Origin of the sequence: Sodalis sp. RH20, from assembly GCF_047324205.1 — a bacterium.
GTDB lineage: Bacteria > Pseudomonadota > Gammaproteobacteria > Enterobacterales > Enterobacteriaceae > Acerihabitans.
Genome location: NZ_CP178733.1, coordinates 635,125 through 655,603, shown reverse-complemented (window position 1 = coordinate 655,603; position 20,479 = coordinate 635,125). Strand labels below are relative to the sequence as shown.

25 protein-coding genes are annotated in these 20,479 nt (G+C 44.8%); 3 read left to right on the top strand and 22 right to left on the bottom strand.

The window, feature by feature from the left end:
* Window positions 1-92 precede the first annotated feature (92 nt).
* Window positions 93-290, bottom strand: coding sequence for a hypothetical protein (locus ACL2XM_RS03090; protein WP_413723303.1), 198 nt, complete (start codon window positions 288-290; stop codon window positions 93-95).
* Between the two features lie 48 nt (window positions 291-338).
* Entirely contained in the window at window positions 339-566 is a 228-nt protein-coding gene (locus ACL2XM_RS03085) for a YgdI/YgdR family lipoprotein (protein WP_413727963.1), read from the bottom strand.
* 272 nt (window positions 567-838) lie between these two features.
* Between ACL2XM_RS03085 and ACL2XM_RS03080 the strand changes: the two genes are divergently transcribed.
* Complete coding sequence (locus ACL2XM_RS03080; RefSeq protein ID WP_413732290.1) at window positions 839-1,726, top strand: class I SAM-dependent methyltransferase; 888 nt, start codon at window positions 839-841, stop codon at window positions 1,724-1,726.
* A 61-nt stretch (window positions 1,727-1,787) separates the two neighbouring features.
* On the opposite strand, the gene pagP is transcribed toward ACL2XM_RS03080, so the two are convergent.
* Window positions 1,788-2,369 (bottom strand): lipid IV(A) palmitoyltransferase PagP, encoded by a 582-nt coding sequence (pagP, locus tag ACL2XM_RS03075; RefSeq protein WP_413732289.1) that lies wholly within the window; start codon window positions 2,367-2,369, stop codon window positions 1,788-1,790.
* A gap of 431 nt (window positions 2,370-2,800) precedes the next feature.
* Between pagP and ACL2XM_RS03070 the strand changes: the two genes are divergently transcribed.
* On the top strand, window positions 2,801-3,439 hold the full coding sequence (locus tag ACL2XM_RS03070) for a nitroreductase family protein (RefSeq protein ID WP_410014261.1): 639 nt from the start codon (window positions 2,801-2,803) through the stop codon (window positions 3,437-3,439).
* Between the two features lie 109 nt (window positions 3,440-3,548).
* Here the strand turns inward: ACL2XM_RS03070 and ACL2XM_RS03065 are convergent, their stop codons facing one another.
* The 17 genes from ACL2XM_RS03065 to ACL2XM_RS02985 all read right to left on the bottom strand — a co-directional run bounded on the left by ACL2XM_RS03065 (window position 3,549) and on the right by ACL2XM_RS02985 (window position 16,082).
* The gene (locus tag ACL2XM_RS03065; RefSeq protein ID WP_413732288.1) at window positions 3,549-4,331 is read right to left on the bottom strand and encodes an anti-sigma factor family protein; all 783 of its coding nucleotides are present in this window, start codon (window positions 4,329-4,331) and stop codon (window positions 3,549-3,551) included.
* Window positions 4,328-4,849: a sigma-70 family RNA polymerase sigma factor gene (locus ACL2XM_RS03060; protein WP_410014259.1), complete on the bottom strand. Its 522-nt coding sequence runs from the start codon at window positions 4,847-4,849 to the stop codon at window positions 4,328-4,330. Before ACL2XM_RS03060 ends, ACL2XM_RS03065 begins: the two co-directional genes overlap by 4 nt.
* A 25-nt stretch (window positions 4,850-4,874) precedes the next feature.
* Window positions 4,875-6,323: a YncE family protein gene (locus ACL2XM_RS03055; RefSeq protein WP_413723308.1), complete on the bottom strand. Its 1,449-nt coding sequence runs from the start codon at window positions 6,321-6,323 to the stop codon at window positions 4,875-4,877.
* A 31-nt stretch (window positions 6,324-6,354) separates the two neighbouring features.
* On the bottom strand, window positions 6,355-6,795 hold the full coding sequence (locus ACL2XM_RS03050; RefSeq protein ID WP_413723309.1) for a DUF305 domain-containing protein: 441 nt from the start codon (window positions 6,793-6,795) through the stop codon (window positions 6,355-6,357).
* 216 nt (window positions 6,796-7,011) lie between these two features.
* Window positions 7,012-7,635 carry a phage baseplate protein gene (locus ACL2XM_RS03045; protein WP_413732287.1) on the bottom strand — a complete coding sequence of 208 codons (624 nt, stop codon included), beginning with the start codon at window positions 7,633-7,635 and terminating at the stop codon, window positions 7,012-7,014.
* Window positions 7,636-7,642: 7 nt separating this feature from the next.
* On the bottom strand, window positions 7,643-9,595 hold the full coding sequence (locus ACL2XM_RS03040; protein WP_413732286.1) for a hypothetical protein: 1,953 nt from the start codon (window positions 9,593-9,595) through the stop codon (window positions 7,643-7,645).
* A gap of 73 nt (window positions 9,596-9,668) precedes the next feature.
* Window positions 9,669-9,848, bottom strand: a complete 180-nt coding sequence (locus ACL2XM_RS03035; RefSeq protein ID WP_413732285.1) for a hypothetical protein — start codon at window positions 9,846-9,848, stop codon at window positions 9,669-9,671.
* Window positions 9,849-9,985: 137 nt separating this feature from the next.
* The gene (locus ACL2XM_RS03030; RefSeq protein WP_413732284.1) at window positions 9,986-11,029 is read right to left on the bottom strand and encodes a major capsid protein; all 1,044 of its coding nucleotides are present in this window, start codon (window positions 11,027-11,029) and stop codon (window positions 9,986-9,988) included.
* 30 nt (window positions 11,030-11,059) lie between these two features.
* Complete coding sequence (locus ACL2XM_RS03025) at window positions 11,060-11,413, bottom strand: hypothetical protein (protein ID WP_413732283.1); 354 nt, start codon at window positions 11,411-11,413, stop codon at window positions 11,060-11,062.
* 4 nt (window positions 11,414-11,417) lie between these two features.
* Complete coding sequence (locus tag ACL2XM_RS03020) at window positions 11,418-11,627, bottom strand: hypothetical protein (protein WP_413732282.1); 210 nt, start codon at window positions 11,625-11,627, stop codon at window positions 11,418-11,420.
* Window positions 11,628-12,077: 450 nt separating this feature from the next.
* On the bottom strand, window positions 12,078-12,407 hold the full coding sequence (locus tag ACL2XM_RS03015) for a hypothetical protein (RefSeq protein WP_413732281.1): 330 nt from the start codon (window positions 12,405-12,407) through the stop codon (window positions 12,078-12,080).
* Window positions 12,408-12,430: 23 nt separating this feature from the next.
* Window positions 12,431-12,775 (bottom strand): hypothetical protein, encoded by a 345-nt coding sequence (locus tag ACL2XM_RS03010; protein ID WP_413732280.1) that lies wholly within the window; start codon window positions 12,773-12,775, stop codon window positions 12,431-12,433.
* The gene (locus ACL2XM_RS03005; protein WP_413732279.1) at window positions 12,775-13,236 is read right to left on the bottom strand and encodes a hypothetical protein; all 462 of its coding nucleotides are present in this window, start codon (window positions 13,234-13,236) and stop codon (window positions 12,775-12,777) included. The genes ACL2XM_RS03010 and ACL2XM_RS03005 overlap by 1 nt, the downstream gene beginning before the upstream one ends.
* Window positions 13,214-13,369: a hypothetical protein gene (locus ACL2XM_RS03000; RefSeq protein ID WP_413732278.1), complete on the bottom strand. Its 156-nt coding sequence runs from the start codon at window positions 13,367-13,369 to the stop codon at window positions 13,214-13,216. The genes ACL2XM_RS03005 and ACL2XM_RS03000 overlap by 23 nt, the downstream gene beginning before the upstream one ends.
* Before the next feature lie 29 nt (window positions 13,370-13,398).
* Window positions 13,399-14,088 (bottom strand): DUF6945 domain-containing protein, encoded by a 690-nt coding sequence (locus ACL2XM_RS02995; protein WP_413732277.1) that lies wholly within the window; start codon window positions 14,086-14,088, stop codon window positions 13,399-13,401.
* Window positions 14,066-14,230: a hypothetical protein gene (locus ACL2XM_RS02990; protein ID WP_413732276.1), complete on the bottom strand. Its 165-nt coding sequence runs from the start codon at window positions 14,228-14,230 to the stop codon at window positions 14,066-14,068. Before ACL2XM_RS02990 ends, ACL2XM_RS02995 begins: the two co-directional genes overlap by 23 nt.
* Window positions 14,231-15,872: 1,642 nt before the next feature.
* Window positions 15,873-16,082, bottom strand: a complete 210-nt coding sequence (locus tag ACL2XM_RS02985) for a hypothetical protein (RefSeq protein ID WP_413732275.1) — start codon at window positions 16,080-16,082, stop codon at window positions 15,873-15,875.
* 814 nt (window positions 16,083-16,896) lie between these two features.
* Between ACL2XM_RS02985 and ACL2XM_RS02980 the strand changes: the two genes are divergently transcribed.
* Window positions 16,897-17,454: a tyrosine-type recombinase/integrase gene (locus tag ACL2XM_RS02980; protein ID WP_413732274.1), complete on the top strand. Its 558-nt coding sequence runs from the start codon at window positions 16,897-16,899 to the stop codon at window positions 17,452-17,454.
* A 196-nt stretch (window positions 17,455-17,650) separates the two neighbouring features.
* On the opposite strand, the gene ACL2XM_RS02975 is transcribed toward ACL2XM_RS02980, so the two are convergent.
* Both ACL2XM_RS02975 and ACL2XM_RS02970 read right to left on the bottom strand, forming a co-directional pair.
* Entirely contained in the window at window positions 17,651-18,430 is a 780-nt protein-coding gene (locus tag ACL2XM_RS02975; protein ID WP_413732273.1) for a hypothetical protein, read from the bottom strand.
* Between the two features lie 66 nt (window positions 18,431-18,496).
* Window positions 18,497-20,209, bottom strand: coding sequence for a recombinase family protein (locus ACL2XM_RS02970; protein ID WP_413732271.1), 1,713 nt, complete (start codon window positions 20,207-20,209; stop codon window positions 18,497-18,499).
* Between the last annotated feature and the right edge of the window lie 270 nt (window positions 20,210-20,479).

Here is a 20,479-nt window from a genome sequence, read left to right as displayed (position 1 = left end):
AATGACCTGGCTGTCAAAAGGACCGCGCGCTTGCCGATGACCTCTTTCGCCGGCCGGGCATGAAATACCGCTTTCACCATCGGATCGTTCGCTTAAATAAGTCTGGGCGAGTGATCTTTAATACCAAAGCGATCGGGTAAATGATCGTGAAAATTGATGGTTGCTTTATTTAATGGTATTTCTGGAATTAACTCATTACCGGCCCTTATGGCTGGATTTGCCAGGCTGATTTCCTGGCGGATTAAAACGGCGTTAGCGCCAGCAGGATAACATTCTACTATTGCGGCCATAAAAAAACCCCAGCAGGGTGGGGTTTCGTCTCTGCGCGATGTTATGCGTCAGTGTTGGATTTCCATCATTTCCTTAACGTCACTGCGATTGATCTGCTGCTTGGTTCCATTAGCATCTTTGTAGCTTATCATACCGGTCTGGTCATCTACCTTCGGTTTGCCTTCACTGACAATGGTGCGTCCGTCGTTGGTATGCATGGCATAATTATTATCGGCGCAACCCGCCAGCAGGATGGTGAACATACATGCGGATAAAACATATAAGCTTTTTTTCATAACGAACTCCTTTTGTTAGGCCTACTAAAGGTTTAGCACAGACAAACCAAGCCGCAAGTCGGAACGCATCTTTCGTCCTGTTTATACCCTGCCCCGGCGCGGCCGGCCCCACGGTCGAATCCGTGCCTACGCGCCGCGGGGCGCGGCCTGCGCGTCTTTTATGATGCCGCTCACGTTATGTTATCTGGAACATTGTCCTTTTTTACAGCGCTACTATGCTTTCTGATTTCTGAGGGCGCCAATGCCTTTTTATCTACCGGCGGATCCGGCCTATGTCGAAAAAAAAGCTTTTTTTCTCTTCCACCGCTGAAATGACCTGTCTGTTTCGGGCCAAATCTTTTGGCGAAACACGTCAACACTTTAAAGGCGACGATTTTATTGCGGTAATGATCTGTTATGCATTGAACTCATTTTTATCGCTGATGCATAAATCTTTTTTACTTAACGACGAGATGTTTAATGCCTCGGTACCGCCCGGCGCTTATGAATATATTTTAGGCCGGACAAACTTCCTGGATAACATTTTCATGACCCTGCCCGCGGACTGTAAACAGGTCTTTATTCTTGGCGCCGGTTTTGATTCCAGGTGCTGCCGCTTCCAGCAACAACTCAGGCACTGTCAGGTGTATGAAGTCGATCATCCTGATATGCAGCAACAGAAACGCGCTATTTTCAAAAAAATAGATATTGATTTTCCGGCCAACGTTCATTTTATCGCCATTGATTTTTCCCGGCAACGCATAAACGAAATATTGACACAGCGTGCAATTCCACGCGGCGAAAAATGTTTTTTTGTGCTGGAAGGGCTGACCTATTATCTGGAAGCGGAACAGGTCGAGGCTATTTTTACCGCCATTAGCCGGCACGGCGGTCCGGGGAGCCAGGTATTTTTTGATTATGTGGATGCCGCGGCGATTGCCGGAGAAAATAGCCAATATGGTTTGCAAGAATGCGTGGCGGCAGTCAGGAAACTCGGTGAAGCCTGGACGTTCGGTATAGAGGCTAATAAAGCCGCCCAATTCCTGGCGCCGTTTCATTTTGACATCATCGAACAATTGACGTCGCGTGAAATGGAGGAACAATATTTTACCGATGAACACCATAACCGGCTGGCAAAGACCATGAGTTCGCTGACGCTGGTACGCGCCCAACGGGTGTGAACGCGTCTATCGCCCCGGCTCCTCCTCCCTCACCCGGCGGGGTGGTCAAAGACGCCGTCGGTTAAAAACGCCAGCGCAGCCAGGCAAAAACAACATTGCCGTTATTGCGCGAACCAGGAATATAGGTGCCCTGGAAGGTAATAGTGTGATAGCTGACCGACGCCAGCGGCAATAGGGCCGGGATGGGATAATAACGCCAATTATGCCGGGCCGTGACCCCAAGCGTGAAGCCCGCTCCCAGCCTGAAATCGTTATCGGCAAGGGGCCGCCATTGCGATTCCCAGGCATAGCCGGCGAAAGGTTCCCAGCGGTTAAAGGAGTCCTTAAAAGCCATGGCATAGAGTGCGTGCCAATTATCCCGTTCGTCCAGTCGTGAAATGCCATATCCCAAACCCCAGGGACGCTCATTATAACGCCGGATATGCTCGTCATCATAAAAATAGCGATTATGCCAGGTTATTACCGGCACATAAATATCCTGGTCGGGTGAGGCGTTCCATGTTTTAGCGATATTGGCGGTAAAATTCCGCCATAAACCCTTATTCTTATCCAGCGTAGGATCATGACAGACATTTACTGCCAGCGCCTCAGGTATTATACCCAAAGCCAGTAGGGGAATTGCCGCCCATTTAAATAACCACATCAGGTTACTGCTCCCTGAAAGCAATACACCACATCATCATTTATCATCATTACCGCACACTATTACACGTAGGACTTATACCGGTTGCCGGGAGGATCCGGTGTTATACATTTCGGAATCGCAGGTTATGCCACACTTTGTGTAAATCAAATATAAACAAAAATAAAAAATGCGGATGGCCATGCGGACGTTATTACCCGGCGTGGACTGCCGGTAGGGATGAACCCGATAACAACCTGCGCCTCTTGCGCAATGCCATTGCGGTAACATCTGAATGTTCGGCACGCGGCATGGTTTTGCCGGGGCGGTGATGCTGCTATTATTTAGCCAGCTCGCCTTTTGCCGCTAACCCCGGGGTTGCCGGGGCCGACACTACGCCGCAAGCCCGGGCGCAATCCCGGCATGCACATTCACACCTGAAGGAAACCAAGATGACCACCGTTAATGAAAGATTGGCATGGCGCTATGCCACCAAGAAGTACGATGCGACGAAAAGCGTGCCCGCCGAAAAGCTTGAACGTATCATTGAAGCTGTGCGGCTGGCGCCTACCTCAAGCGGGCTGCAACCCTTTGAGCTGTTCGTGGTCAGCAACGCGGATATCCGCGCAAAGATTCGCACCGTGGCTTGGGATCAGGCGCAGATTACCGACTGTTCGCACCTGCTGGTTTTCGCCGCCTGGGACGACATCACGCCCGATCGCGTTAATATGATGTTCGACCTTACCAACGACGTGCGGGGTTTTAAAAACGAAGGTTGGGAAAATTATCGCCAGATGTTGCTGGGTATCGTCGCCGGTCGGGGCACGGAGGCTAACTATCAGGCGGCCGCGCGGCAAGCTTATATCGGCCTGGGCGCGGCCTTGATTGCCGCGGCGTTCGAAGAGGTTGACGCCACGCCGATGGAAGGATTCGATCCGGCGGCGGTCGATGACATCCTCGGTTTGCCGGCGAAGAACCTGCGTAGCGTGGTTATGCTGCCCCTCGGTTACCGGGCGGCCGAAGGTGACTGGCTGGTGAACCTGAAAAAAGTCCGGCGCAGCCGCGATAGCTTCGTCACTGAAATAAAATGAACCGGACATTATTGGTTTCAGCGGCGAGGTGATCGCCACTGCTGCTCATGGCCGGCGGCGATAAGCGACGGTCAGGCAGAATCCTGGCATTAGTCAGGCACGGCCGCCCTTAGAGCCTATGGGCGGCGGTATAGGCGGCGATGGCATTTTGCACCGGCTGTGCGCGGCGGCTGTTTACCGGACTGACCACGGCGTAGCTGTATTTATTGTCGCTCCAGTACTGCGCCAGCAGGTTGCCGGCCTCGCGTTTGCCGCTCTTCAGGCCGTTGCTCCCCGATGGCCGGATATAATAGGTCACCCGCACCCCCTGGCTATCCTGATAAACGATTAACGCCGACGGACCGGTATCCGTCGCCATCAGGCGCCCCCCGACCAGGGTGAAGCCATATTCCTCCAGGTTGGGCGGCATGGCGCCATTGATAAAATAGCGGCTGACCCAATTGTCCATGTCACCGCGGTTATCGGCCACCACGTCCAGCACCGGCAGTTTATCCTGGCTGAACAGCTGGTAGGCATGTACCGCGTCCTCCATCGGCAAGGCATGGCGCTGCATCTCCAGGTCCCGGAACTGCCAGCCGGCAATACCGCCCACACCCAGGGAAAAAAGCAGCGTAAAGGCCAGCGCCAAGCGCGTCTGTCGCCGGGACTGGATGCGGCGGCGGATTGCCTGCGCCTGCACAAGACGGGTCTGGAGGTCCGGCGCCTGCGTCAGGGATTCGTCATGGGTCAAGGCGACCCGCAGCCGCTGGGTTTCAGTTTGCCAGCCGGCGACCATTTTCGCCGCCTCGGGATGCCGGGAGAGGTAGTGCTGGACCCACCGGCGCTGCGGCTCATCGAGCTGGTTGTCCACATAGGCGTGTAAATCGTTTTCAGTGGGCGTCCGGGTCATCATTTTAATCTCCTTAACGACGGATTAACGGGCGCGGCGGTGCCTTCCGCCAAATCGTGCAATTGCCTGCGCGCGCGCGACAGCCGCGACATCACGGTACCCAGGGGGATGTCCAGGGCCTCGGCCACTTCCTTATAACGCAAACCCTCGACGGCGACGAGCAGCAGGATGGCCCGCTGATCGGTGGGAAGCGAGGCGAACCCCGCCAGCACGCCATCCGTCAGCGCCAGGTCCTCCGGCGAGGCGGCATATTCCTCCTCTCCCTTAAACAGCGATAACAGACGTAAATAGCGTTTTTTGCGGCGCTCCCCGTCGATAAACTGCCGGTACAGAATGGAGAACAGCCATACCCGCAGGTTGTCCTCATGTTGCAGGGCCGCATAGGCGGTTAACGCTTTTTCCAGGCCGGACTGGACCAAATCGTCAGCCCCGGCGGGATTGCGCGTCAGCCACAGGGCAAAGCGCCGCAGCTGCGGCAGTACTTCCCTTATCTGGCGATCGGTAAGCCCGGACATGGTCATCAGCTTCCTTTTATGACATGGCGCGTTACAACGCCTGGATTTGCACCGGCGCGCCATAGTTTTCGGCGGTCCCTTTCACCACCACCAGATAGCGGCGTTCCGCCTTGCGGTCCTGGCGGACGACCTGGCGAATCGGTCCGATGGCGTTAACAATCGCCGCGCCCGCGGGATTGGTCATAAACGCGCTTAACGGCTGTACCCCGCCGCTGCCGTCGGGGCGCGTGGCCAATGCCAGCAGATAAGCCTGTTTAGGCTCCAAACCGGTCACCGCCGCCTGCAACACCTGCGTCAGGCCCTGGTCAAACAGCGATACCGTGGTCGGGGCCGGCCCCCCCGCCGCGCCGACGCGCCGCAGCGCCAGGTGCGTGGCCTTCCCGGCCACGCCCAGGGTTTGTAAACCGGCCTTGCCGTCCCCCTCCGGCACCGCGTTGGGCACATAAGCCAATGCCTGCGGCGCCTGGCCGATGGGAATGGTGGCGGTGACTTTATTGCTTAACGTATCGATAACCGCCAGCGCATCGTCATTTTCCAGGCCGACATAAACCCGGCTGCCGTCGGCGGACGGCCAGACGCCATGGGGTAAATTGCCTACGGCGATGGTGGCCGCCTGGGTGAAATCATCGGTGCGGAACACTTTTACCTGGTTAAGTCCGCCAACGCTAATATACGCGAAGGTGCCTTTGGCATTATGCGCGATATTGACATGATTGGTAATAGGTCCGGTATCCAGCGTTTTCAGCAGCTGAAAAGGCGGCTGCGCGGCAAACACCTGGGTTTTCCCCGAGTCCTTAAGGGTAAACCATACCTGTTTGCCGTCGGGCGTGGCCGCAATATTCGGGCAGAACGGGCTGGCCTGTTTCACCCGCCCGACAATGGCGTGATCGGCTACGGAAACCACCACTGTTTCAGGATTAAAGGATGAACAGATATAGCCGTATTTGCCGTCCGGCGAAAAAATCTGCATGCCCGGCCCGGCCGGCACCTTGATACGCAGCTTTTCCTCATAACTGGCGGCATCCAGTACGGCAATATAATCTTCGCCGCGCACCGTAACCCACACCTCCCGGCCGTCGGGGGTAAAAAACGCCTCATGGGGCGCCCGCCCCAGATAGGTGGTGTGTTTCACCTGGTTGGTGGCGGTAGCGATAAAGGTCACGGAATTGGTGCCGATGGCGACCACCGCCAGGGTTTTACCGTCCGGAGAGAAGCCCAGCCCGTGCACCAGCACCTGGCCGCGATACAGCGGGCTGAGGTTGCCCGGCTGCGGATCGCCCAGGCGAATGACCCCCAGCAGGGTATTGTCCGCCGGGTCGGTGACCGAAAGGGTATTGGAAAACTGTTCGGCGGCGTAGACCCGGTCGTGATGGCTGACGGGGATATCGGCGCTTGCGGCGGCGCGCGGCGCCTGCCCGGCCCAGCCGGACAGCGGTGCGGTAAGCAGGGTCAGCGATAGGGCCATAAAGGATGATTTCATGATGGTTGTCCTTTCAGTGGGAACTATAACGTTAATGTCCGGCGCGCGCGCTGCCTGCCGGGATGAGATCGGGCGCCGGCGCGCTTGCCGGCAACGGGTCCCCCAGCGCCTGGCGCATGGCGGTGATTTCCTCCTGTTGGGTTATGATAATTTCCTGCGCCATGCGGCGCAGCCGCTCGTTACGGCCATAACGCAGCTCCGCCTGCGCCATGGCGATAGCGCCCTGGTGATGGGGCGTCATCATGGCGACAAAATCGCGATCGACATCGCCGCTGGGCGTCAGCGTCATGGCGGTCATCATTTGCGTCATCGCGGCATCATTCTCGCGCAGGAAAGGCGCTTCAGTGGCCGCCCCAGCCGTATCGGCGTCCGCCGCCGCGGCATGACTATCACCATGGGCATGGGCGGCGGTCATTAGCAGGGCCGCAAGTATGCCGGCGGCGGACCACCGGCAGCGTGGGGTGAAAGGCATCTTATCTCCGTCAAGCCTAAATATTTTTAGATGACAATTAAAATCGCTCATCTTATCCGCCTTTTTTGTAGATAAATCATTAAGATAATTAATTCCACACAGTGTATAGGTACTGATATGACGAACGAAGAGCAAAACTATTCCATTTAAGTAAAAATTTTACTCAATCAGAAATAGAAAAAGCGCCATAAAGGCGCTTTGTATTATCGTTATGATTTAATTAGAATTTTCAACCACTTTGCTACGGTAAGTTTTTAAACTGGTCTCGGCCGTGGAGGATGCTTTATTTTTAGAATTCGTTGTCCCCGCGACATTTTTATTGATTACCCGGCTGTTACTGATCGAGATAGTAGTAAGGGCAATAGAAGCCCGGCGAACCTTCTCAAAATCCAGCTTAAACTGTAATTGCTCGCCAGTGTTTGAATCCTGACTAAAACTAACATTTGTGAGGACTATATCTTTCATTACCTCGAACTCGCTCACAAGCGTTATGGATGCTCTTGCATCGCGTATCTGTTTCAAAAGCAATCTTGCCTGACTGGTTCGAGTATTGTTATTACTCGCCTCAATCCCGCCGAGGGAATCATAACCTACTTGATTAGATTCAAATTTTTCTATTGGACTATTAGATACTCTGCCCTCGAGGCTGAATTTTTCGTTATGCAGGGTCAGGTGATCTGATACTTCCGTACCCGATTCCTGTCTATATTTACTAAGGGTACTATTCCATTCTTCATTATAAGTATCGATGGAATCGAAACTGAAAACAAAATAATCATCACTTTTAGTTTGGAATGTGCTTGCATTGTTTTTGCCTGCTACCATAATCCATTCTGCCATATTACCTCTACCGTGCAAGTTGGAAGGAATAGAGATCATTTGTTTGGCTCTCCATTTTATATTCAAATGCTGAATCTGCTACTGCATCGAACACCCCAAATAAACGAGAATCATCGACATTCACACTTATATTACTCTGAGGAACGCTAACGCTGATTTGATTAATAATTGGTATGGATGCGGTAGCGTTCTGATATGCCAGCATATTAGGGACAGATAAATCAAAACCCGGAGTTGGCAATGCTGGTCTGCCACCGAAACTATTAGCCCCTACAAAGCTATCAAAAAAGCTATTAATATGATTCATGAAATCACCAACGGCACTATCTTTGGTGTAAATACCATTATCTGATAATTGCTCATGTTTGTTCTCAGGGTTTATTGTATTAAACCAGGAAACTATACCCATGAGGTTTTTTAATGTCTCACCGGTAAACTGTCCAAAACTTTCCATTATCGGATTCAAGTCTTTAAACTGTTTATAAACATCATTGGCGCTGCTATTAACAAGGCCCAAACCATTAGCAAATCCAGCGGTAAATTTATCGCTCAAGGCGTTACGTATATTATCAAAAACGGGTAGCATAGATTGCAAAGATGAAATTGCCTTTGATTGCTGGTCTGAGAGAGTATAACCGTTATCCTTGAGAAGTTTCATTGTATCGGTAACATTCAATGCAGACTCATTGATAGCATTAAAACTCAAACTCCCATCATCAACTATTTCTGTTAGCTGGGCCATTTCCTTAGAATTGAATCCCATCTGCTTGCCCCATGTTTTCATAAACACGAGATATTCAGGCCAGTTCATTGACTGCAATTGTTTTATTAATGATTCCGCGCCTGTTTTAGTCCCACCACGCTGTAAATAGGCATTGATAACATCACCCATCTCCCCCGCGCCTGACAAAGTAGTTTTGCCGTGCTTGTCAGTTTTTAGCTGCCCTTGGCTGGTCAGTTCCCCTGTCTTCTCGCGATAGTCCTTCATCTGGTCTAGAAATTTATCACTGGAGACATCAGCGCCGGATTGTTTAAATGCGTTCATCCAGCCCATCATTTCTGTACGCCCAACTCCGTACTGCGCGGCCTGCTTGTAGTCTTTCTCTCGCTCGACAGTATTAGCAACAGCACCCCGGCCAATATAACTTGCACCAAGGCCCAAACCGAATAAACCTGACAGACCTGCAACACCTGCGAATCCTGAGGGGCTACGAACGCCACCAGTGCGTTTAATGGTGCTACGTGCAGATTTGGATTGCTCACGGTTGACTCTCGTTTGGAGCCTTGCCTGCGCCCTTAGCTGGTCGGTGATTTTACGCATCTCATGCGCTGTCTCGGAGGCTGTATACCGTCCTTCTTTTTCTGCTTGCAAAACCTGCCTTGCAGCGGTTATGGCTTTATAACGGGTCACTACGTCCGCTTTATTAATCTGATTTAATCGCCATGCCGATGCCACCAATTTATCATGGTGCGCAATGTCCGACTGGAAAGCCGATTCCCGCATTTTACGCTCAGTTGCTATACGTGCATCATCATGAGTTTGTTTTAATGGAGGTGTCATAGCGGCTGTTTGGCGAGCAATTAATTCCGCGTTATATACCGTGTCGGGTTTTCCAACCATTCCCTTATTGCCTGCTGATTTCCATTGGTTATTCAAAGTATTTAGTTTTTTGGCCTCAGCTTGAGCGACAGCAGTCGCCTTTTTCTGGTCTGCAATAATAGCATTTGTGGCTATTTTGCTTTCGGATATACGAACAGCTGTCGCTGTCTTCGCTTCTTGGGCCTGCAATCTACTTTGCAATATCTGTGCTTTGGTGTTATCAATAACATTCTTACTCATTAGCTTGCTGCTGAAACCTTGCAGTTTTCGCATTTGATTCATAACATTTTTCAGGCTTGCTAAATCCGTTTTGTATTCGACTGTATTGACAAGTTTTGTTGCCTGTACTGTTACACTCATATATTCCCCATATTGTTCATATTGTTCACATCTATTCCATAAAACAAAAAGCCAGCCTACTGGCTGGCCTTTATTATTGAAGTGCTTCTTCTAAAGTCATTTTTTTTACTTTCATTTTCCAAAGAAGAGTGGAATAATTTATTCCACAGTGCCGCGCCAGCGCTGATAGATTTAGAAACCGCAAGGCTTCTTCATCGTCACCCTGAAATGTGAAAGCCGGGCGATGATTCGCCCCTTCAATATTTATTCGCATGTGTGTTGCTCCATATTAATTATAAGCATTCATAATAATTAGCATCAGCGGAACGCTTATATACACCCCGCTAATTATCCAATATAAAATGCATAAATAGATAACCAAAACTATTATTATGCATTTAACCATTTTCATTATGCTGCCGTATTCGTAATTTTCAAACTCATACCGATGCCATGATTGACAGGGAGAATGCCAAACTCATTGACCACGTCAACACCTGCCCATTTTGGATCTACAATAGTATAGCTGTAAACCTCGGCGGTCGGGCCTTGGGCAATCTGTACATGGCGGGATGCTGGGCCATACACCTTGTTATAAATATTGGTGCCTTCCGTGAATACGGGAATCATATACGCCTCATTCGTGCCGATAAAAGCGGTATATAGAGGATCGGTTACCTTGATAACATCTACGGACAATCCAGGCATGGTGAATGTGGTAATTCCAGGTAAATATTCCCGACGTTGGAAAATAACATTGTCGTCAGATGATGGACTGACATACTGGAAAGCTGATTTCATTGAAGCATGAAAACGCAACGAGTTGTAGAAGCCCGCTCCAGCGAATACCACATAACGACGCAGATTAGATGTAAACCCGCCTAATGTTGCCCCTACGGTATCGACATATCCGTTAAAGATTTCGTTTACGTCGATAGTCTGATTGGACAAATCAATATTTGCAGTCGGGCGAACCTGACCAAACTCAGTAGCCCAGTTAATCAAAGGGCGGTCAATGGTGTACGGCACACTCACTGTGCCAGAAAATAATGACTGAGCAAAACTGGCTTCCTGCGTCCTGTAGTACGCGGTCTGATGAAGTTGAAGATATTCAGTAACAATATCCATCAAGGTTTCTTCCAGCTCGGTGCCGGGTTTGCGTTTTGATTGAAAATCTTGTACACCTGCTTGGTCAACACGTACAAAATGCGGAATTTCAATAAGGTAATTCCCCGCTTTTGGGCGCGTGGTAGTATTAAATTCACTGGAATACCGTGCATTTGATTTATTCAATAATGAGGTGTTATCATTGATAATCTGGTCAACAGAAACTTTGATGGTTTCGCTTGGCGTCTTATCAAAAATATTCAGTGATTCAAGCAGGTAGTTGCGCAATGGCATTGCTTCAAACAGCGGCAACATAGAGGCAAGATTAAATTTTTCTAAAGCGTTCATATTAAATCCTTTATTGTTATTGTTAGTGGATTACAGGCCAGATGCACTACGTGCGAAATCTGCAACACGAATAGATTTATCGGCGGTCAGAAGAGCCACGGCTTTATTTACATCAGTAGCAAACAGAGCGGCAAGTTTCACTACGCAGGACGTAACCACTACTCGCAATGCCACGTTACTGCCAGCATTCGCATAATCCAGACATATAAATGCGTCGGTAGAGCCAGAAACCACAAGGGAGCCAGCGGAGGTAATAACATAGCCCGGTTCTACAGCTACAGCCAGAGTGGGGAACGTTTTAACCATAATTGCCATGACATCATCAGCCATGTAACTGATTACATCAGTGTCCGTTTTCAATTCATCATATTGTTTAATAGCCATTTTATTATTTTTCCTTTTTGTTCTTGTTCATAAATCGAGATTTCATCACAAGGGAAATATTTTCAGAGTCGACTTTAGTTTTCCCTTTATAAATCGTGTCAATTCCGTGCTTTTTAGCCTCACCGGCTAATTGCGATGCGATATCCGGTTCGCAAAACATAACCACCGCATTACCCTCTCGCACAGCCTTAAGAATTTCTTCATCTGTTTTCATTGTTCATTTTCCTTTATTCAAAGTCACATTTTAAAATGTGAAAGTCACTTTGTGTTTTTTCGTAATGTAGAAATAAAAAAATGCCCTGCGCTAACAGGGCATATAAAACCTATTGGAGTTTTTATCAAGGAGTGTACTCTCTGTGAAAAATACAACTCATTAAACACTCTCATTGAAAATATTTAATTGAGTAATATTATTGATAATAAATAAAAAAGAGAGCGGGATTTCTCCCGCTTCTATGCATCCATGCCGGATATGAACAACAATGAGGAAAAACAGTATGCCAATACTATTCATAAAAACATCTTATTTGAAATATCTTTAGGAATAGCCTTCGTAAGAAGAGCTATTATATAAAAGGAATAGTGCCTTTATCACTTCCCATATAATTATATTAACATTTTTCGCGTTATTTGTCAATATTTACAGTGCCGATTATAACAAATATCAAGATATTTCTTCAGCAGGTTTATACATTTTATACAGATCTAATGTTATATTTCCGTACAATCGAATAATGCCATGGTATAAATCATCTGTTTTATTTACAAGCAGAGGATGGATAATTTTTCTTGATGCTTCATATTGCATAGAAATGTCTTCAAAGACTGCGCCCTCCCTCTCAAGTCTGGATATGAATTCTGTCAGTGGCAAGTTGTTTGCTTTCTCTAATAGTTCTTGTAATGATGTTAGCGCTATAAATAATTTATTATGTTCTGTTTCGGCAATCAGATATTCTGCCTCGGGTATAAATACATTGATTTCGTTATTTTTCATTATTATTCTCCATTTTATTGTTGTTATAGGTATTCGTAATCGCGTTCAAGTTCATTAAATCCGATGATATAATTATAATGAAACCAGTCTTCTTGATCAGGTATGGTCCTAAAAGCCCCTATAAGCCATTGTACGGCTATTAACTCAGTAAGAGACCATAACATCCTATCCGGTTCATAACCCACCGCTAAGGCCATTCTGGGGGCGCTTACAGTGGTTGGAGTAAAATAATTTTTATAATACATATCATTCAGATAACTAAAAACATCCTTTGTTCTACCTGATATCTCTATCACATTCCCATTTGATTTATTTTTGAATTTTTTTGCTTTCAAGAATGCAATTAATTGCTTTTCATTTTTTTTCATTAATTCTCCTCCAACCATATATTTTTGTTACCCCATTTGTAAACAGACAAAATACTGTTTATGTGTACTTTTTTAAAACTGCATTCAATATCCGCAATGCCTGCTGTGCGGAACTGACTGATTATTGTTTGTAGCCGGGTAGTCTTAATATCAGTCCCATCGATTATTTCAGCAGTAGTAAACTCACATCGCCCCTGAACAAATGAGGTATACAAATATACGTAAACATAAATAAAATCATCAGTTACAGTTATTGAATGTTGTGGTGCTGTTTCAGCAAAACTTTCATTACTTGTTTCACCATACTTACGCGTAACAGTGGTAGGAAATGAAATCTTTTTTGCCGTATATAAATAATTAGGAATAGAATGATTATATCGTTCGGTTTTTAAATCATATCTTGCGGTACGGTGTCCAGGGTTTGGCAATTGTCCTCCATCAAAATGGTGCGGGTTCTGCATAGATTCGTTCTAGCATCTGTTCAATATAGTTTTCATCCCATTCAGCGACAGGTTCTATCACCTCATTAAAATATTCAGATGCTTCTAGTTGGGAATTAATCTGGGTATTGGCATTGTTGTTTGTATTGTTCATTATCTCTCCGTTGTAGTTTTGTTTAATTTTTAAAATGGGCAGTCATCGTCGTCCATCAACGAAACACATTGTTGTTGACGTTCAGGCATTGGTTTTGTTATCTGTTCAAATGCAGCGTTGTGGGAAACAGGTGTGAATAGTTCCCTTAGAAAGTCCTCTTTGTCTGCCACTTCATCAAAATAATCTGATTGGTCATTATCTGCATTATTGATAATGTTACCATACTCCAGACTGTAATCTATATCATCCACAGGTGGGCGCATAATAGGGCCGTTGCGCTCTTCTTGGTGTGTAGGTAATGCAACCGGCTGGGTTGTCTCTGTTAATTGCTCTACGGGTTGTTTTTGATTGCCACAATCAAATATTAAAAAATCAACATCAGGACTATGCACTGTGTAAATATTTCTCAGATGTCCTGATTTATCCCGTTTTGAAACATATTCCACCAAACCAGATTTAACCAATACTTTCATTAAACGTGCAACTGGCTGGCGTCCTATAGCGATTTCATCCGCGATACTTTCATATGATTCATAATAATCACGCCCCGCGCTGTGGTGGAACATGTACATGGGTCTCATATGTGCATAAATTATTTTTGCTGTGGGAGGGATATCAACTACATCGCCGGTTTTCTTATTTGTTATTGTCCGGCACCGTTTTATTTTTTTAAAAAGCTTATCAAATAGCTCGTCATTACTGTTGTTCGGTTTTCCCATTGTTATCCTCTGAATGTGGAGTATTTATATTGTTTATATATTGCGTAACCAATGTATTAATTAATGCAGCTGGTGAAATTCTTTCTTTTTGACAATGTTCAATGAGAGTTTTCATAACCGCCGGTTTGAAATTGAATTTCATTATTTTTCCTCGTCGATATTCATTTGCATAACCTCAGTCTGTGCTCGATATAGGCGAAAGAGTTTTAGCGCCTTGGCATAAATATGTCGCCGTGCTGAGGTGAGATTTCGATTGGTAGCGCCGTTGCTGATTTGATTTACGGGGACGGTTCCATTAATTAGCGCGTTGTAAATATCATTAACATTATTATATTTGATTGTCGGCAATATGCCTCCTGTTTTATACGGACGATAAAAGGCCCAAACGCATATAGCAGTTCAGGCCCGATGTATTCATGTGTATTAAATTAAAAGGCAACGATGATTTTGTTGCCCCTTACCTTTAATATATAGATTTTTAACAGATATGTCAAGATTTATTTCAATTATTTTTGATGAAATACCTCAATATGCATCTTAACAAAAACACAGACACAATGTCAAGGTATTTTCATCATCACTGCAAAAGGACAACTGCGCCTACAACGTGTTAGTTCCTGTGGCTGGCTATGACAAACCCTACTATCAGGATTGATACAAGGGGTAGCCTTGTGACAGAGCCTACTATCAATACTGATACATGGCCTACTATCAATATTGATATGTGGCTCCTTTAGGCGTATCACGAATAAATTTGTTATTAATCATACAGATACATCTAAATTACCCCTGTTTTTGCTTTTAATCCCTACTATCAGGATTGATACATGAGTAAGACTTACTATTAAGAATAATAGAATAAGAATAAAAGAAAAAGAAAGTGATCACTTTAGGTTAAGTAGTACTCGATCTGCCCTTAAGAGCAGTTCTTATTTTAGTTACTTATTAATAAAACCTGTACTGAGTACTACATCAACTACTGTGCAAACCCTCAGGATAAGGACAAATCGCGCCCTTCGGTTGCTCTTGTCCAACTCTCGTTAGCCAATCACTCACTACGTTCGTTCTCGGACTCGAGTCTGGTGTAGATCTTTTAGAAATAATTATTTTAAAAACAAAAAAGAAAAAGAAACTTAACTCATCAGCTCACGCTGATACATTGTTGGAGCGATACCTACGGTATCAAGATACATTGTTGGATCATGCAATGCATGAAAGCCTATGATAAGTCATCCCAGAATCTGGGATATATTATGTGTAACTCGAAAATTCGTAAACTCATTTCCTCATAACACTCGTTGACCAATCGGCTAATACTCCGCTACGCTCCGTATTCCCTCTTGGACTCGTGCAAGGTTCCAGCGCAACGCCAGTGAGCACTATATTGTTGGAGAGAGAGCAAAAGCGAAAGACTCGCCTCTGCGTTTTTTCTTTTTTATTACTATTGTGTTGGGGCATTATGTTTATATCTGTAATAAACCTCATGTCAGCCTCACCATTCGATTTAAATAGCTATAGGTAAGCTACCCTACCGCTTATTATCAGAACGTCTCTATGGCCCGTTTAGAGGGCTTATATTCGATGTGGTTTATTGTACAAGGATAATGGGAGGGTAAATATCCAAACAATAACACTCGTCATTAATAATACTATCATAGTTTATATTCAGGAATCAAATATAACCCACCTAAACAGGCCATGGTAAGGTTTAAATACAAAAGGTAAGGAAACGTATTGCCTCGTAGTTTGAATGTCACTACGAGGCATATAATAGATGGGTATTATTAATTACTTCTATTTACCTTTACTATCTCGATTCCATTACTTGTTAAATGTTCTTTGGCCGTTACTCTGCTACCTCTTTCTCCAGCGCGCATAGGTAAATTCAAACCTGTAAAAAGCTCAAAGTCGATCCCCTCATCATCAAGGTCTTCTCCTTGATATGTATATGTCTTTTCGATATCATTTTGCGTATATACTATTTCTATTTTCATATTAACATTACCTTACCATATGGCTAAAAGTGTGATTAACACTTACTCCCAATAGCTGAGATTTACTATTGAGCAGGTCAGGTAATAGATACAATCAGATAATAGCTATAATAAATTGATAGGATACACCTATTGATTATGGATTTTATCAACTAAATACTTGTTAAACACTTTTTTATCTCTCTCTTTCACTTCTCATCAATAATTTTCTATCTCGAAATAGTATCATTCCAGATATGTTATTATTCGTATCAATATAGTATCAGTAAGTTATCATTACATTTGGATATAAATATCCTCCCTGTATGCTCGCCAAGATCCTAACTTACAGTATGAGTAAGTGTAAGTTAGAAATATAACTACCTGAAATCGTTACTATTTATTATTCATTGATTTAAAGTGAATGAGTATTCATTGCTGATATGATTATATATTCATACTTGATGAATCAGTATTCAGTAAGCGAGAAGGAAGGGAAAAGAGGCGATATTTTGGCATTTCTGGCATGGATTTTGAGGGTGCAATGGTGTTGCTTAATGGCTATCTCTCTATTTTTAATGCAATTTAAATAGAGTTAAATACCCATTTATATGCAAAGTATCTGATAATCAAAAGTATTATAAAAACGCCTGTTTTCTATCTTACATATCGTGATTTTATTGATTTTAATATCACCCTACCTATTGAAAATGATCATCTTTTTGTGTTAAATTATGCATGTTATGTTATTTCGCAAAAACCTCGAATTTCATTGATAAAAAACGCAGCGCCCGAATGGTGGGCCTTGCAGGACAGTTAACAGGAGAGCATAAAAATGCAAAAAGTAGAGCCAGTACGTCGTAAGGAGGACATTAAAACGATTGAGATTTTGCTCAGAGAAGGGAACAGCAGCCCGATTTACGCTGATATTTGGATTTTCTTGAATCAGACCGGTATGAGGATAAGTGACTGTCTGGCTTTGGAATTTAGCCAGTTTACAGGCACAGCTTTGACGCTTGAGGTTAAGGAGGGAAAAACAAAGAAGTATGTTGATAGGCCGCTCACGCCTGCGGCTATACGGGTCATAGAGAAGCGCAGGGCATTGAACCCTACCCATCGATATCTGTTTGAGGTTCAATCAAACAGAGCCAGCGGCGTCAGTATTTCAAGGGTTACAGTCGCAGCGAAGTTCAAAAAAGCAGGGGATGCGCTGGGACTGCATATCGGGACACATACCCCCCGTAAAAATCTCGGCTATCATGGCTTGAAGCGTGGCGTATCGTTGCCAGTGCTCCAGAAGGTTTACGGCCATAGCTCACAGGCGGTCACACTTGCATACTGCGGTATTATCGATAGGGACGTTGAGCAGGTTTACGAGGGGATTGACTACTGATGAAAACATTAATAATAGCGTTGCTGATTTCGGTTTCCCTGCCCGTTTGGGCTGGACGTATAACTCTCACAGATCCCGATGAGGAAATAACACCTAACGGTAAAATCTGTATTTATAGCAATAGTCAGATAACAAAAACAATAATATTGCGGAAATCGCAAGAATGTCCTTTCACAAAGACCTTCGATACTGATGATTAAACATTATGCCGCGTACTGGCAATAATAGTGTTGAAAATAATTTTCAATTCGTCGGATTCAGCTATATTTATTTTATCAATTTTCATGCTACTACCTGATTTCAATTGAGATTTATATCTTGATGCTCGTAAATCATGTATGTTTTTTCCTATTGTCATTATATATACTATTAAAAACCCTTCAACTATAAAATACCATGTTAAAAAATCAGGTTGCGATGTTTTCTTAAAGCTGAAGCTTGTGATAAGTGAACGAATAACAGAGTCTGGCATATTACCCGTTTTGTCAATCACTCGAAATACACAAATTCTCAAAAAATGATCCATTCTGATACTATTATTTTTACCTAATTTTAGACTATTTTTTAAAATGCAAAATCGAAATAAATCATTAATTTCATCTGGTAAGATAATGTTTGCATAAGTTGAATCAGAACATACAGATGCGCGCCAAAAAATACTTAAAAGAAACAAATAAAACCTCTTAAACTTGAAAGTATTTATAACTATATGGTTTTCATTTTTGATGACATCTGTAGACGTACGAAATATTGTTGTGCCGTATCGCTCAAATTCTTTACTCAAATATTGCTCACAGTCAAAACATAATAAATACTCTTTTGAATCTCCGTTCATAAGTTTTGGTTTAGATTCTTCCTTTATTATCAAGAGTTGACCACTATTATTCTTTATCCTTTTGTAATAACTTCTAGGAATGATATGAGAATTCATTAGCACTTTATGTTCCATGCAAAGTTTACAAATACCTTGAACCATGATCGTTTTCCACCTTTCCCCGATAATGATTGATATAAAGCCCTACTCATTCATACACACAGAGGATCACTGCTTAGCCCAGAACATCTTACCCACCAAAGGAGGTAAGCGGTCAAGTATTTTACCCACTGACGCGAGCATTTGATGTTCCAGTGCCTCACGTGACGCTAAATAGGTCTTTCCTAACTCAGATTCAGGGTCTAATGCTAGGTCATCCTCATGTTCAATAATCTGCCGGTACTGTCCCCGCGTAGTGGCCTCAAAGGTATGGTTTATTTCATTTCTGATTTTATAAACAATAACTATTCCTTTGTCCTGCCTCTTCGTAACAACCACTCCATCAATAACTGTTCTTATAACTTCCCGTAATGAAATTCTATCAGGGTGATTGATATCTTTTAGCATCTGCGGAGTAATTAATATCAATGTATCAGTTATTTTATCGACGGTATCTTCGCGACCACCTGCTATCAACTCTCTTGTCTGTAAATTATCAATATCAATCAATAATGGAGTCTTTTGTTTTTCCAAATATGTTAACTTTTCAACTAATGCAGGAATATTTCCACCTAAAGTAATAGCAGTGGTGATATTTTCAATCTGACCTTGAATAACTTTAAGTTCTGATTGTTTTGAAGTTATTAAGGATGCTAACGACTCTGTTTGATTTTTATTACCCAGCATAAATGAGATATAACCTCGAACCAATGCAATCATAGCCGTACGCTCTAATAACTCACCGCTTACAGACCACTGGCGACAATTCTCCACTCTGTTTGTGTGAGATGAACACCGATAACGTATTTTTCCATCTCGGACATAAAAGGACATCCCGCCTCCGCAATCGCCACAATGCAATATTCCTATACCCGATAATAACGCTAAGGCTGTTTTTTGTTTGCCCTGTGGGATTTTGTTACCTATCCTCACCTCTTGAATCTTGGCAAATTCAGCAGCGCTGCATAATGGGGGGTAGTAGTTTTCTAGCCGATAACTGACACCCGCGATTGATAAGTCCCTATCCCCCATTAATGCCCTATTCCGACGCATGGCCGCTATATTGATAACAGACCATCCCGAGGCATCATGGGCGCGCTTCTTTCCTGGCGGCGGCGGGAATAGCTTGGTTAGTTCTATTACAACTCGATAAGGACCATAGCCCAAAAGGAATAGCCTTACGGCTTCTTTTGCAGCATCCCAGTATTGAAGATGTTTTTCAACAGTTTTGCCTGATGCGTCTATCCACCATGGCACAGCCCCTATGCTGTTTATATTAACATTTTCACCTTGTTGGTGTCGCTTTATCAATGATAACGCGTGGCCGTAGATGCGTGCCTGCTTAGTTTTAGACTCCTCGTTGGCACGCATGAATAACAATATGCTCACCATCAGGTCCACAGGATTAGCATTGACAGACGCCGCTGTATAAGTTTTACCGTCCATGCCGGTTGTTACTGTTAGTCCCAGATTCAGGAGGCGCAGGAATAGCTCATTAGCTTTGATGATATCCTGCCGAGAAAGCCTGTCGAGATTCTCCACATACAGCCAGCTATCGGACGGTATAGCTCCACTTTCAACGGCACGGATAAAACTGCCTAGTGCTGACTCTGGAGAGGTATTTTTACCCTTAAAGGCGCTTAGTCCGGCGTCTATCATGCTGACCAACTCTAGATTATGCTCTTTTGCGAAAAGAGCAGCTTTTACCGTCTGACGGTCCAGACTTGTATTGCCTGTCTGTCTGTCCGTTGACCATCTGACATAGGAATAAAGCTTCTTCATATCAATCTATTACCCTATCCAACCATACAATATCTTCTATCATATCATATTGTCATCTAGTTAGATTCCGTCAAAGCGGTGCATAGGTACGGATAAGACGCGCGCGGATACGGATTATTCCCGGATGCGATTTTTTTTTTGCCGCCCGGCGGAATGACGGCGGCTACGCGCAAGCTTGCCCGCGGGCCGGCCATTAACCCCATTTTGCTTATTACATAAGCAAAATGGTTGTTCAGTCACACTCGTTTCCTCCTGTTAAGGCCACAATGA